We start from the raw sequence: 14134 nt of genomic DNA, 5'->3' as shown, positions 1-14134 counted from the left end.
CGGAACTTCACGCTCAGGCGGTGGGCTTCTTCGGCTTTCCAATCGTCTTCTTGGAACCCGAAGCAGTCTTCTTGGCGGCCTTCGTCGCGGGGCTCTTGGCGGCGGCACCGGACTTCTTGCGGCCAATGGACTTACCCCCTGCCTTCTTGCCCGAGGGGCGGGAAGCGCCGCCCTTGGGGGCCTTGGCCTCCGCGGCGGGCTCGGCCGACTTGGACTTGGGGGAGGCCTGCTCGCCGCCCTCCTCCTCCGGCTTGAAGGCGCGCTCCACGGCGCCCTCGACCTGACGCACCGCGACTTCAATCTTCTCCGCGGCGACCTTGCTGGTGCTGGCGGCCCAGGTGCGCAGTTGCTCCAGGCCCTCCTTCACCTTGGCCTGGTTGTCGGGGTCCTTCACCTCCTTGAGGAGGCGCTTGGCCTCGCCCCGCAGGTCATCGGTGGTGCGCTTGAGCTCGTCACCGGTGCGCTTGAGGAACTCCATCAACTGCTGCTTGTCCCACTTGTTGTTGGCCATGCGCCGTGTCCTCCATGGGGCGGACGTCCCCCCCCGAATCCGCAAGCATTCCACTCTACGTATCCCTGGAAGCGCAAAGTCTTCCGGTGATTCCCTGACATGAAACACGCATGAGGGCCCCGGCCATTGCAGGCGTGTACGGGAGCGCCCACCGGGGATAGAGTGCGCCCTTCGCGGGCTCTGTGCCTCGAAGCCCGCGCTGGAGCCCGCCGACATGTCGTTGATCCGAATGGCGGGGATGCTCGCCGTCCTCACCCTGCTGTCCGCCTGCGATGGACGCGGCACCACCGTCCCTCCGCAGTTGCCCGCCGTCGAGCTGTCGCCCACGACCGTGGGGCTCGACTACGAAGCCATGTTCACCGCGTCCGGCGGCGAGCCGCCCCTGCGCTACACGGTGACGCCGCCTCCGCCGGGGTTCTCCTTCTTCACGGGAGAGGGACGGTTGCTGGGGCCGGGGAGCGAGGCCGGGGACTTCTCCATCACGGTGACGGTGCGGGACGCGAACGGCACGGAGCACGTGCGCACGTACGCGCTGAGAGTCTGGGCGCGGCCCGAGGTCACCAGTGCCACGCTGCCCATTGCCAGGACGGGAGGCAGCTACGAGCACGTCCTGGTCGCCACGGGTGGGCGGCCGCCGCTGGAATGGGAGGTGGTGGAAGGCGCGCTGCCCACGGGCATCGAGCTTCATCCCGACGGGTTGCTGAATGGCCAGCCGCAAGGCGAGGGCAACTACCCCGTCACCCTGCGGGTCAAGGACGCGCACGGCGCCGAGGCGCGGGTGCAGCTCGGGCTCCAGGTGCTGGCGCCGGGAGAGACGCCGGACGGAGGGGCGCCGGACGGAGGCCCGCATGAGGGGACCTTCCCGCTGTCGGTGGCGAACTGGAACATCGAGTGGTTCGGTGACCCGCAGAACGGGCCGACCAATGAGCCCCTGCAGTTGTCCAACGTGCAGGCCGTCATCGCCGACGCGGGCGTGGACATCTGGGGCCTGGCGGAGATCGTCAACACAGCGCAGTTCAACGAGCTGAAGGCGCGGCTGCCTGGCTATGACGGATTCCTCGCGGATGACGGCACGCGGGTGTCTTCGGGCACGTCGTATTACGGGGCCAACGACCAGAAGGTCGGCGTGCTGTTCAAGTCAGACGTGGTGCAGGTGCTGCGCGCGGACGTCGTGATGCTGAATCAGAGCTGGGACTTCGGAGGCCGTCCGCCGCTCCGTGTCGACCTGCGCATCCTGCGCCCGGACGGAGCCAGCGTGGACGTGACGGCGTTGATCCTCCACATGAAGGCCTACGCGGGCGCTGCGGACTATGCGCGGCGGCTGTCTGCCTCGAGTGGACTCAAGGACTACCTGGACCTGCGCCTGCCCACGCAGCGGGTCATGGTGATTGGCGACTGGAACGACGACGTCGACGAGTCCATCGCGACCAATCCCGACACGGGGAGGAAGTTCGAGTCGCCCTATCGCAACTTCGTCAGCGACACGGCCCGCTACAGCTTCACCACCGAGGCCCTGTCGCGAGCCGGCGTGGGCAGCACGACGAGCCACAGCTCATTCATCAGCCACCAGCTCGTCTCCAACGAGATGTGGGACAGCTACGTCCCCAACTCGGCGCGGGTGCTGCGTCCGAACATCTCTGGATACCGGAACAACACCTCCGACCACTACCCCATCATCAGCCGCTTCAACTTCGGCCAGCCGGACTCAGGTGGGCCGAGGAACGGCGGGTCGCAGTACCCGGTGTTCATCAACGAGTACCTGCCGCAGACGGGCAACGTGCCGGGGACGTCGACGCCTGACTATGACCGCCAGTTCGTCGAGCTGGTGAACGGAGGCACCACGGCCGTGGACCTGGGCGGATGGAAGATTCACGACGCCAACTCGCAAGCAGGGAGCGACCCCGTGCGGCACGTGTTCCCCGCGGGGACGATGATTCATCCGGGCAAGTCGTACGTCGTGTACTCGGGCCCGACGGCTGTGCCGCTGGGCGCCACGAATGCCACGTCCGCCTCGGGCGGCGGGCTGTACTTGAACCGGGGCGTCAATCAGGGGAGCAGTGGAGACACCGTGTTCCTGGTGCGGCCGGATAACACCGTGCAGGACAGCGCGGGGTATCAGGATACGACGGTGGGCATCTCCTACAACCGGAGCCCGGACGGCAGCGCTACCGGGACCTGGGTGCCGCATACGCAGTTGCAGACGGGCCTGCAGGCTTCGCCCGGGCAGCGGGCTGTCGGCGCGGAGTTCTGACACGGCGGGCCGCTCCATTGAGCGAGCCCGAACAGGCCAAGAAGGAAGCGCTGAGACGATGCCCACTCTGTTTGTCAGCGGCGATCTCCTTCAGCAGGACGGCCTGCAAGCCCTGGCGCATGGCTGCAACTGCGCAGGCGCCATGGGCAAGGGCATCGCCGTGGAGTTCCGGGCACGGTTCCCGGAGATGTACGTGGAGTACAAGCAGCGCTGCGCTGATGGCCGCTTCAAGCTGGGGGACGTGTTCACCTGGACCGCAGCGAACGTGACGGTGTTCAACCTCGGCACGCAGAAGACCTGGAGAACGAAGGCCGACCTGCAAGCGATCAAAAGCTCGCTCTCCACGATGGTCAAACAAGCGGAGACGCTGGGCATCAGCAGAATCGGCCTGCCGCGAATCGGCGCAGGACTCGGCGGACTCCCCTGGGAGCCTGTTCGCGAACTCCTGCAGGGTATCGGGGAGACCACGCCGGTGACGCTGGTTGTCTTCGAGAAGTACGTGCCCGGCGCCGTGGTCGAGTTGCCTTGACAGGGCGTTGAACCACTCCAACGCGTCTCGGCCTTGCATGTTCCCCGTCTTACAGTTGCGGCTTGAGCGTACGCCTTCGGCAGGTTCAAACGGAAGGGCGAGGTCGATCGCCACGATGCACGGTACTCCATGCAAAATTCGCTGGGGTCGAAACCGCGCTGACATAGGCACTCGCGCAAACGGTGCCGTAGTGACGAGCGACGACTTCTACGGTCGCGGTAGAGGCAACTCTTCACCCGTGAAGGCTGGATCTCCCCGCACAGATCCCAGCGGGCGCGGCAAATGCACTGGGCTCTTGCCTTGAGCGGTGACGTCGAACCGCGCTTCAGACCAGGTGTGCTGGTTACAAGCTTTCGGAAGCCCTCGGTCCACCAAGGTCTTCATCCTCGCCCACGTCGCCTGGTCACGCTGGCTCCGACGCCGGAGCGCCCGATACCAGTGCTGGCCGACCTGCGTTCGGAATCGCCCCATGGCGGAGACGTTGGTGGGAACTGCGTGGTACGCGAAATAGCCGCGTACCACAGAACTTCACTGCCGGACGGTTGCGTTACGCATGTCAACGGGCGCGCGCCAGCAGAATGCGCACGGCCAGGGCTAGGAAGAGCAGCAGCCGAGCGCCGCCAACAGGTGTGCGCGGTTACCCGGCGTCCGAGCCCATGGGGAAGCGCAAGAGCAACCCGCGAGGCAGTGATACCTCCAAGTGCCCTGCGAGCTTGCGGTGCCGAGGCCGCGACAACCTCGACGAATAGAAAAGTGGCGTGCGGGCTGACTTCCGCTTCCGATAGCCGAACCCAAGCTCGCTTCTTCCTGAACAGCCAGCACATGAAGGTGCCCAGCGAGACAACATGCCTGGCCGCGAACTTCTCCTGCGGCAGCCCACCTACCTCGAAATCCACCACCAACTATTTTCACTCATCCGGACTCGGTCGTCGCATGCCGGGAAGAACCAGCAAGCCTGCCGCTATTCAGCACGTCGGCCTTCGGTCGGTTACGGCCGGCTGGGGAGCAATGGATCCAGCTTCGTCCAGCATCCTCCAAGCCGTCACCCTTCTGCACCAGCCCCGTACACATGCCCTCCTGCTGTCAGAACACAGCAGGAGGGCCGACTTCTTCTCTACCGAGCTAGGCCCTCAGCCAAATGGGGCAAGTCCGACCTCACCCCACCTCCACAGGTAGGCCATCGAGAATCGTCTCAACTTTGCACGTCGTACACTTAATCCGTGCAGAACGGCGCGGTGGCTTAGTGAATTCCACAGACACCATGTTGCCACATGTTGGGCAGACCATGGGAGGCACATTCCGCCCAAGTGAATCCACCATACTTTCGACTTCATCCCAAGTGCTGGGGTGCACGGGTGTGCGCGACTGCTGGCTCATTACAGACCTCTAATGGGCAAAGGTTCGCCCAAGTGACTTCTTCCGAAAATATCTCTTGGCAACCTCTTCAACATAGTTTTCCTCGACCTCCATAGTCCTCCTCAATCGCTCAGCTCTCCCACTACCTCGCTTCGCTCGTTCATTAAGACGATGATGAGCCTCTTCGTGAGCCAGCGTCTTGAAGAGTTCAGAATCACGAATCAGAGCAGATTCTCCGATTTGAGTACTCGAGTCAAGCTTTGCCTTCCCTGACGACTTCAATCTCGGTTCAAAACCCGGCTTAAACGTAAACTCAACTCGCATGCGATTCTCGACAATGAAATTATCAATAAACGCCTGCGGATCCACATAACGTTCCTTGTATTGGTACCACTCATCCAAATCGGAAAAATCTGGAGCTGAAACCTCTACTTCACGGAGTTTGGCCGTAGCGACATCATCGCCAACGGTTCCAGCACGAGCCAACGCACGGCGGTCGACGTCGCCAATAGCCTCAGCCGATTCCCTCGCCACATTTCGAGCGCCTCGCTTGGCTACCTGCCGTTTCGCGGCATCAAAGGCCGACTCTCCCACCACCTTTACGCCCTTGGCTGTGCCGCCTACGCCCAATACGGCGCCAATCAAATCCGGTGCCCGTCGCCCGAACTCCCGACTCGCAGCATCTCCAACGATGCCATCCTCTGTGGCAGCAACGTAGAGAGCTGCCGTCCCCTCCCCGAGCATCTGCCCAGTGGCGTCCACGACGCGCATAGCAGTGCCGAACGGGTCCTCCACCACCGTCGTAACCGCGGCAACCATCCCGCCGACTGAATTGCTCAGCTCACCATGCCAAGTGTCTGTTTGGCCAAGTTGAAACCTCCAATTCTCGTCGAATTCGCCAGTCGCCCCGCCCACCACGGCCGCCAGCGGACGTACTGCACCAATGCCTGAGTTAATGATTCCCCGTGCAACATCCCCAAGTCCATACACAAATTGTTCCGTACTCCAGTGACCCGTGGGGTCGACAAACCGAAGTGGATTACCATTTGCATACATATAGCGATGCAGACTCGGCGCATCACCCACGACGCCTTCGAATGAATCGCGACTGAGGAATCGACCCAGCTCAGAGTCGTAGTACCGAGCCCGAGCATAGGTAAGACCGGTTTCCACGTCATACTGATGCCCCGTGAAACCCATCTTGAAGTCATTGACACTTGGCGCCGAACCACCTTGGTAATTCCCCCACGCGTCATACTCTCGTGTGGCGGAAACCTGACCGATCTCGGACAGTACATCTGTAACGCTTCCCAGCGCGTCCGTTCCCAAAAAGCCGAGAGTCGCCGATGCCACGTCGCTTACAGCAAGTGGACCTATGCCGTAGTGATAACGGCGCCTCGTTGGCCTGTGACTTTGACTTCCGTCCGCCTCCTCCAAGACAAAGGCATCGTCAATCACGTACTCCACATGCTCTGAGGCAGTACGCCTTACTGTTCGTTGAAGACTGGCGTCATAATCGTAACGACCGACCTCCACGCCGTTGTCGTAAACGGCCGTCAGCGTGTTGCGAATATCCCAGGCAAAGTCGCGAACAACACCCTGCGCCGTCCTCCGCGTTATGTTCCCTGCGAGGTCATAACTCAGCGCAACATGCCTCGTAGCATCCTTCAGATCGCGAAGCCCTCGAAGCCAATCCACGCGATTGAAGATCCCTGCGACGTCGTACGTAAGCTCGTGAGACAGAACCGTGTTGTATGAGTCAGGACCAAGGCCCGAGACAGCAAAGCTCGGTGCACGCCGCTCACCTGTCCTATTCCCCGCAGCATCCCACCGGTAGAGCGAAGCCTGCCCATCTGGGGCACTAACGCCGGTGAGTCGGTTCAAAACATCATAACCATATGATGTAAACTCGGGACTCCCACTCTCCTGAGTCGAGGGATTGGTACGAACACGAGTCTGCCCCAAGCGATTGCCATTATCATCGTACGAATACGCATGGCGACTGACCATAGCCCCAATGCTCAGGCACGAATCACTCACACCCCCTCTCCCGACAACAATCTGAGAGAGGCGGCCTACCGCGTCGTAACACCGGCCTTCCGACATGCCATTAGGCCATGTGATGCCCTTGGGGAGTGAATCGGGCCAGTAACGATACTCCACTACGCCTTCAGGCAGTGTCGCATGCGTAAGCCGGCTCAGTCCATCGTACAAGTACGTCGTCGCGACACCGTCTGAGTCTTCGACACGCGTACGATTTCCCAAAGCATCGTATTGATATGATACTTGCTTCCCGTCGTACTCGCGCAAGCGCGTCTTCAGACGATCGAGAGCGTCGAACGTAGAGGTCACAACCTCCAGCCGGACACCATTCACGGTCTGCTTCGACTGTGACTCGCCAGTCAAATTCCCGTTCGGATCATAAGCGAGGACTTCCGAATTGACAGAAGGAAGCTCACGTGGGCTCGCATGTTGCGAATACGTACGGCTTGCCAGTCGATCAAGCAGGCCATGGGCAAACTCAACCCGCTGCCCCTTCGGATCTACATGGGAGGCTTCGTTTCGATTGCCATCATACGTATGACGCCAGGTCAACGTCCCCGTGCTACCAGTTGGCGTCGCACCACTCTCAAATAGCGGGACGCTCTCACGTTGCGCCGAAGTCAGCCGTGAATGAGCATCGAGATGTTGGTGCTCAGCTGAACGCAAATTTCGGGCGTCGTACTCATACGTCGTCAAATTTCCGTTCGCATCCTGCCTCGCCACCAGGTTACGGGTGGCATCGTAAACGTACGAAGTGAGCCCATTCGCCGCGTCCGTAATGGAGACGAGTTTACCTTCCTCATCATAGGCGTACTCCGTTACATACGCCCCCCCACAGGCATTTGCCTTCACCTGGGCCAGTGACATTCCACTTGCCGCTCCATGCGCAAGCGTGGGCTGTCCCAGTGGCTGCTTGGTACAAACCTTGTTTCCTGCGGCATCGTACGCCCAGGCAGTGATTTGATTCAGTGCGTTCTCTTCGCGGACACGCCGACCCAAATCATCATATGTGTAGCGGAAATCGAATGCGATTCCTGTGACTCTGGGCCCCTTGGTCTGCGTCAACTGGCCGGCAGCGTCGTACTGGAGCGTCGTCGTCGCCGAGGCGAGTGTGCCAGCGGCCAAGACCTCTTCCAGGAGACGGCCGGCACCGTCGTAAAGCCGCTCGGTCGCATGGCCCTTCGCATCAACGAATCGAATGGGGTGTCCTGCAGCATCATACTCCCAGGACTCCTCCGCGACGTCAGCGTTCTGCCCCCGAACGCTGCGGATCTTCCGACCCAGTCCGTCGTGAAGCAGCACAGTGGGGACGCCTCGCCTGTTCAGGTGTGTCTGTTCACGGGAGGCGTCCGCGTACTCCCAGGTCTGTGAATATGTCGGCGCACCGCTGGCCGAAGCATGATCCGACTGACCAACGACTCGCCCAGCACCATCATATGAGAAGCGAGAAATGTACCCCTTTGCATCTTGAGTCTGCCGCTTGTGGAGTGCGTCAAACCTGGACTGCGTAACATACCCAAGTGCATCGACCCGTCGAACCTCACGGCCAAGGCCATCCCGGTAGTGCGCCGTAAGGTTCCCACGTGCATCCAACACATTTTCATGCGTCAACGCATCTGCATCAGTGACATCAACATACGCACGCTGCGCAACAACGAGTGACTGTCCTTCTTGGGACAGGCTCTCCACCAGCACTTCATTACGCGGCCGCCCCAGTGCATCGTAGGTGTACTGTCTAGTGATTCCACGACCATCCACGAACTGGATGGGATTCCCCTCGCCATCGTAAGTCCGGCTTGTGGAAACACCCATAGGGTGATGCACCGCGACCTGCCTGCCCAGCGCATCGTGCACCGTTTCAGTGCGTCGACCCAACGCATCGACTCGGGCAGCCTCCCGACTGAATGCATCATATTCCACAGTGCTTGTCAGCGCGAGGGCAGGCCCAATGCGCGGATCAGCAGGTTGGCGGGGCAGTGGCCCTGCAGGCGCATCAACAACTACCTTGAACACACGCCCCAGGCCATCCAAATGGCTCGCCTGGAGCAGGCCCCGGGCGTTCTGAGTCCACGTGACGTGCGCTACATCATCATGGACGGTTTGCGATGCGTAAACAACATTGCCCGTTTCCGTCGCGGCGCTCTCAGCGGTCGACAGGGTTCGACCCAAACCATCGTAGGTTGTGCTCAACGTCCGCTGCAGCACACCTCCGGTCTCCCAGCGTACCTCTGTGACATTACCTCTTCCGTCATAACTACGACGCTCCACCCGGCCGAGCGGGTCAGTCAGTGCGACCGCCCGTCCCAGCAAGTCGTACGCAGTAGTGCTTACGTGCCCGTTCCCATCGACGTGGCGAACCTTCCGCCCGGCCAAATCGTACCTGGACTCCTGAGTGTACCGCAGAGGTGGGGCAGTATCGGACGCCCCCGGCACCTCGGGGCTATGCTCTTCCACGACTCGGTACAACGAGTCCAATCGATACGTCCGATCAAAGCCGGACACATCCGAATGCCAGACTTTGTTACCCGCAGCGTCATACCTGGTCGTCGAGAGGACGTAACTCTTTCCCACCTCATCAGGGCTCCCCCCCTGTGAAACGAAGCGGGGTCCGTCCGCAACAGACACCGTCACCTGAACGGGCCGATCCGCGAAATCGTAGGTGGTGGTGGTAAGTACGCCGCGGCGATCAATGACCGTCGTGCGGTTACCTGCCTCGTCATAGCCGTAACGGGTCTCCAATGGGACGGCGAGCCCGCCTCCGGACTCCACGATGCGCGCCAATCGCCCAGCTGCGTCCAAGTGATAGTCCCGGACGAAATCCGCCCCCTGCTCTTCACGCTTGAGTTGCCCGCCGGCGTGATACTGCAACGTCCGCGATACACCGGGATCCCCAAAGCTCCACTGGACCTCCTGCGTCAGCCGGTCCAAAGCATCCCATTGCAACGTCCGATGACGTCCAAGTCCATCCTGCTCAACTTCCAGCCGCCCCCGTGCATCAAAGGTGGACTGCACTGTGAGTACAGACGTATCGCTCACCTGCAACGTCTTCGAGCGCATCTGCCCATAAATGTCATATGCCGTCACCCGCTCCGTGTGACCGTCCGCGCCAACGACCGCGGACAAATCTCCTCGCAGAGCATTCGGCGGGCACGCGCCGAACCCAATCTCGCAGTATTCCCAACTCGATACGACGTCTTGCGGCGACGTCGTCAGAGACGCCACCACCTCGTCACAAGGCGCGGTTGAAGTCAGCGCCTGACGTGACACCCGGTTCGCGTAGCGGCGGGTCTCGAGCACTCGCCCTGTACCCTCCGGGACCACATGCTCAGGAGAATCCCCCGTCGAGTCGATTGTGGAAACAGTCGCAAAGCCTTCCGGGTCCACATGACAGACCTGAACATTGAAGCCAGGGTCGTATCCCCATTTCTCCACGACTTCTTCGACAGGCAGGCCTTGAGCGTCCAGCACCTGAAGCGTGGGGGCTACAAGCCCAGAACCCGGCAGCGAGGTACCCTCGACACGACGTTCAATCAAATTTCCAGTTTCATCGTAAAGAAAGTGCGTCACCCGCCCGCGCTCATCGGCCGCCACTACACGGGTACGGTGACTTACATTCCATAGGGCACTGGACGTCGCAAAGATGCCAGGGGACTGTGGACGATCCGTCTCCACTACGGCCCCCGTCGCATTCATCCGGTAGGTTGACAAAGGCACACCCGGCCGAGGACCTCCGACCGTCGTAGTGTAGGTTGTCAAATTTTCCCCGAGAATCGTACGCGACTCTGGAGCGACACTATACGTGAACGTAGTGATGCCCTCTCGAACAGGCGAAGTCTCGAGAACCTCAATCACCTCTTTCACTCTCTCATCTTTATTCATCAGCAGCAGGTAATCATCCTCACCCGCCACCACATCCGATTCAGCATAATACGTATATCGCGTCACCTCACCATCGGGTCCCACGTACTGAGACATGCGACTTCGAGTTGCCTCGGAAGTGCCCTCCTCATAGGTAAAAAACTCAGTCCGAAGAGGAGCTTCCCAAAAACAATAACTACTATAACGGGACGCAGACGCCAATCGCCCGTTGTCGTCATATTCATAACCAACGCAAGACTCCAGATACTCCACCTCATTGGCATCTGGCGTCAACGAATGGTGCAACTCCACATTGAGAATTCTATTTCGCCCTGCCTTGCGCTCATACCCGAACCGCAGAGACCGTCCGCTGGCCAGATCGACCACCCGAGCTAGTGCGCCCTCCCCAGAGTAGTTATGGTAATGCAGCACCAGGGAATGCCCCGTCGGAGCAACCACTGACGTTAGTCGATACTGCGGTGAGATGCTGAACGAATCAAGCAGGCCGTAGCGATACTCCACTCCGCTTTTTGCTCTGAAGACATACGCACGCTCAGCGCCGGCGCCCTCCGCCCGGAACGTTCCGTGGTATCCCTGCTGCGGAACGCATCCCGTGCCGTCGCCAGTGCATTTGAACACTTGGCCGCCCCCCTCACCGCTGGTGACAAGGAAACGGAAGCCTGCCAGCGGCCGCACAATGCCGTTATACGCGTGCGTCCACCCCAATCCCAACACACCGTCTTCTGACTCACCACTCGCGTACGTACGAGACCACGTCAGTCCTAGACCTCGACTTGGATATTCCAGATCCACGGCCTGCTTTACCAAATGGCCATCCACCAAGCTGACTCCCTTGATGAACGTATGGCCCACAGGCAGCCTCCCTTCCGACATGACGGAGGTCTTGAGCGGCACTTCCCGTTCAATCATCTGACCATTGGCATTCGTCGGCTGAAATGAAACACCAATTGTCTCAACTCCCGCGGCCCCCGGTGCTAGCTCGACCACCGCATAGCTATTCCACTTCATGACAATGGGCATTCCGCTAAGCGGGGTGACCTGCGTGACACCATTTGCAGCATTGGCGTACACTCTGGCACTGGAAATCTCCGTTCCCCCTCGCGAGATGCGCAGTACGCCATCCGAGTAAACGGTCACACCAAGCTGGGCGGGATATGCCACGGGTACCTGAGCATCCTCAGGCAGAGGCTGTCCCGGAACAGGATTTTGCCCAGACACAAAATCCCACGCCGGCAATACCCATCGCGCAGCCAGCGGGAGGCCCGACAACACAAGCTCTGGCTCTGGAACAGAGACGTCGAACTCTCTTACAGCCTGAAGAACCTTCGTGACGGAAGTCGGAAGATGATCTTTCGCGTACAACTCGAACCGCACACTCCCGCCCCGAGTAGAGGGATTCAGACTGAATAGGTGAGTAACGCTGGCGGTTGCCTGAATTTCCGCATCACCGTCGGAGTCAAGAGGCAGATGCCCGAATCCAGTTACAATGGCGTCGCCAGCTTCGTTCGACTGAACGATCATTCGAACGTAGAGTTTGTCCGAACTGCCGTTGTTTACTGTGAATCCCAGCGAGAGGTCGGACGCATCCGCCTCTCCCTCAGAGGATACGATTCGACCGTCTGGAAGTCTCCTTGCCAAGCGCAAGGAAGGAACGACAGAACGACTGGGGTTATAAATCCCGCGACGACAGGAAACAGGAGTGGGACGTCCCACCACAAAGACACGACACTCCACAAGATAATTTTGATACGGCTGAGAAACTGTCGCCGAAGGCGCCACCAAGGCCTTTACACGATGAACGACGGACATCTCATCATCGAGAGGCTCAACACCTACCAGAGCAGGCCTTTCCACATAAGAAGCCAGAAGATTCGAACTACTCCCACCAGGTCCGAAGCCTACATACGTAGCAATCTTGACTTCGGCGGCCTGCAACCCCGGCTCATTGCCGTTTAGCGGAGTCCAACCAGTGGCGCCTTGTGGCCAGTGCAAGACTTGAAACTTCGAAACCCGCGAAGAGTGCAAACCATAGACAGTCAAATACGGATCATAAGATGGCGCTCGCAGGACATAGGCATCCGTAGACGCGGTTGCACTTATGTCAAAATCTCGAGTCAAACTCCCCGAGGTAGCTGTAACACGATATGTGCCTGATGTCGGCCCGGGAATATAGTCCATACTCTGATACCCGGAAGTCAACGACCATCCAGTTGCTGTTAGTAACTGGAGCGGATTTGAGTAATCGAGGACCTGGGGAGCGTTGACCATGCTGGACGAAAAGAAACGTCCGGTCGGATCTAGCTGCGTCCAAACCACAGGCTCATTTGCCAAGTTATTTCCATACTGATCTACAACCCGCGCATTCAAGGGCCCCATCATCTGCAAGCCAGGCTCAGTAGGTGTAGTATCGAAATTCCCCAAAAGGCTCGCAGGAGCATCGGGCAAGCCAATCAGGGCGAATGGCTGAACCAGCTCAAACACCTGAGTTCCGTTTGACGTCTCCGCCGTCACTAGATTGTAGCCTAGATGCTGAGCAGCGTAAGTGCCCATCCGCTGAGCGGCCGACCGCGCGATATTCGTATCAGGAACCACTCGCACCGACGCGTGCCCGTGCTCATCTGTAGCTGCCTGCAGCTCACTCTGTGCCCCCCCCTGTCCGGGATGTGGCAGAAACATCAACTGAGCATTCCCCGCTCGCTTGAACGTTACAGTCGCCCCGACAACGGGCTCGCCAGAGGAGGTGGACACTCGCACTGTCACTGGCAGCGAGAGCGGCTGACCTACCACGCCTTCCTGCAGGTCAGTTGCCACGACTTTCTCGATACGAGCAACTTGCGTCACATCCTCTACCGCCAACCTAGCATCCCAGCTCGACACCTTCGACTGCAGCCGAGCGATGCCCTCATGCGGTGACTCTCCCCAAGCCATCTGCCATGCCCGTGTATAGCTGCCGCCAGAAAGCGATTCGATCGTCTTCAATTGTCGACCGAGGGCGTCCAAAATTTCGTCTTTATAGGCTTTGGATGCGCCCTCCATGAAAGCGTCTGCATTCAACTGCTCCATGATTTTCCGAAGAGCAGAATGAGCGCCCTCCAGAGCTGATGCTTGTGGCGCATCAACCCATGGCATATGCAGGAAGCGCTGCCACCAAGCAGGTCTGACTCCAAGAGTTGCATATGCTTTCGCCAGGCTTTCAGCCAATTGAACCTGGTCCGCATCCCGTTTTGCCTGCCACTCGGCGCGCGCTGACTCAAAGGCCGCTGTCCAGTCCTCCGCCAGAGTATCTTCCGGCAAATGAGATTGGCCGCACATTGAGGTAACAGCTCCCCCCTCTTCCATCTGCTGCGCGGCCAACCACTTCCAAACGTCCCCATCCGCGCGTGCCCCTAGCGACACGAACAGCGCTAGCAGCAACATCCCCATCTGGCCTGACCGCATCACACTCCCCAAGGCTCGCATTGACGTCTCCCCTTGCAGAGTTCACTACCTGCCCACTCCGACAAGTGTCAATTCCAGTACCATCATGGTTTCGTCACGGTGCCTAAACCCCATCCAGGGACAGAAC

The 14134-nt window shown here is 59.8% G+C and carries 4 protein-coding genes; 2 read left to right on the top strand and 2 right to left on the bottom strand.

The genetic code is table 11. The features are described 5' to 3' along the window. Positions 1-13: 13 nt before the first annotated feature. Complete coding sequence (locus tag A176_RS01040; protein WP_002633346.1) at positions 14-511, bottom strand: hypothetical protein; 498 nt, start codon at positions 509-511, stop codon at positions 14-16. Positions 512-725: 214 nt separating this feature from the next. On the opposite strand from A176_RS01040, the gene A176_RS01035 reads away from it, so the two are divergent. Then, positions 726-2762 carry a lamin tail domain-containing protein gene (locus A176_RS01035; RefSeq protein WP_002633347.1) on the top strand — a complete coding sequence of 679 codons (2037 nt, stop codon included), beginning with the start codon at positions 726-728 and terminating at the stop codon, positions 2760-2762. Between the two features lie 58 nt (positions 2763-2820). Then, the gene (locus A176_RS01030) at positions 2821-3291 is read left to right on the top strand and encodes a macro domain-containing protein (RefSeq protein ID WP_002633348.1); all 471 of its coding nucleotides are present in this window, start codon (positions 2821-2823) and stop codon (positions 3289-3291) included. Between the two features lie 1386 nt (positions 3292-4677). Here the strand turns inward: A176_RS01030 and A176_RS01025 are convergent. Then, positions 4678-13923 carry an RHS repeat-associated core domain-containing protein gene (locus tag A176_RS01025; protein ID WP_226994138.1) on the bottom strand — a complete coding sequence of 3082 codons (9246 nt, stop codon included), beginning with the start codon at positions 13921-13923 and terminating at the stop codon, positions 4678-4680. Positions 13924-14134 lie beyond the last annotated feature (211 nt).

It is taken from the genome of Myxococcus hansupus, from assembly GCF_000280925.3.
Lineage (GTDB): Bacteria > Myxococcota > Myxococcia > Myxococcales > Myxococcaceae > Myxococcus > Myxococcus hansupus.
The sequence above is the reverse complement of the archived record's forward strand: the minus strand, read 5'-3'. Positions and strand labels throughout refer to the sequence as shown.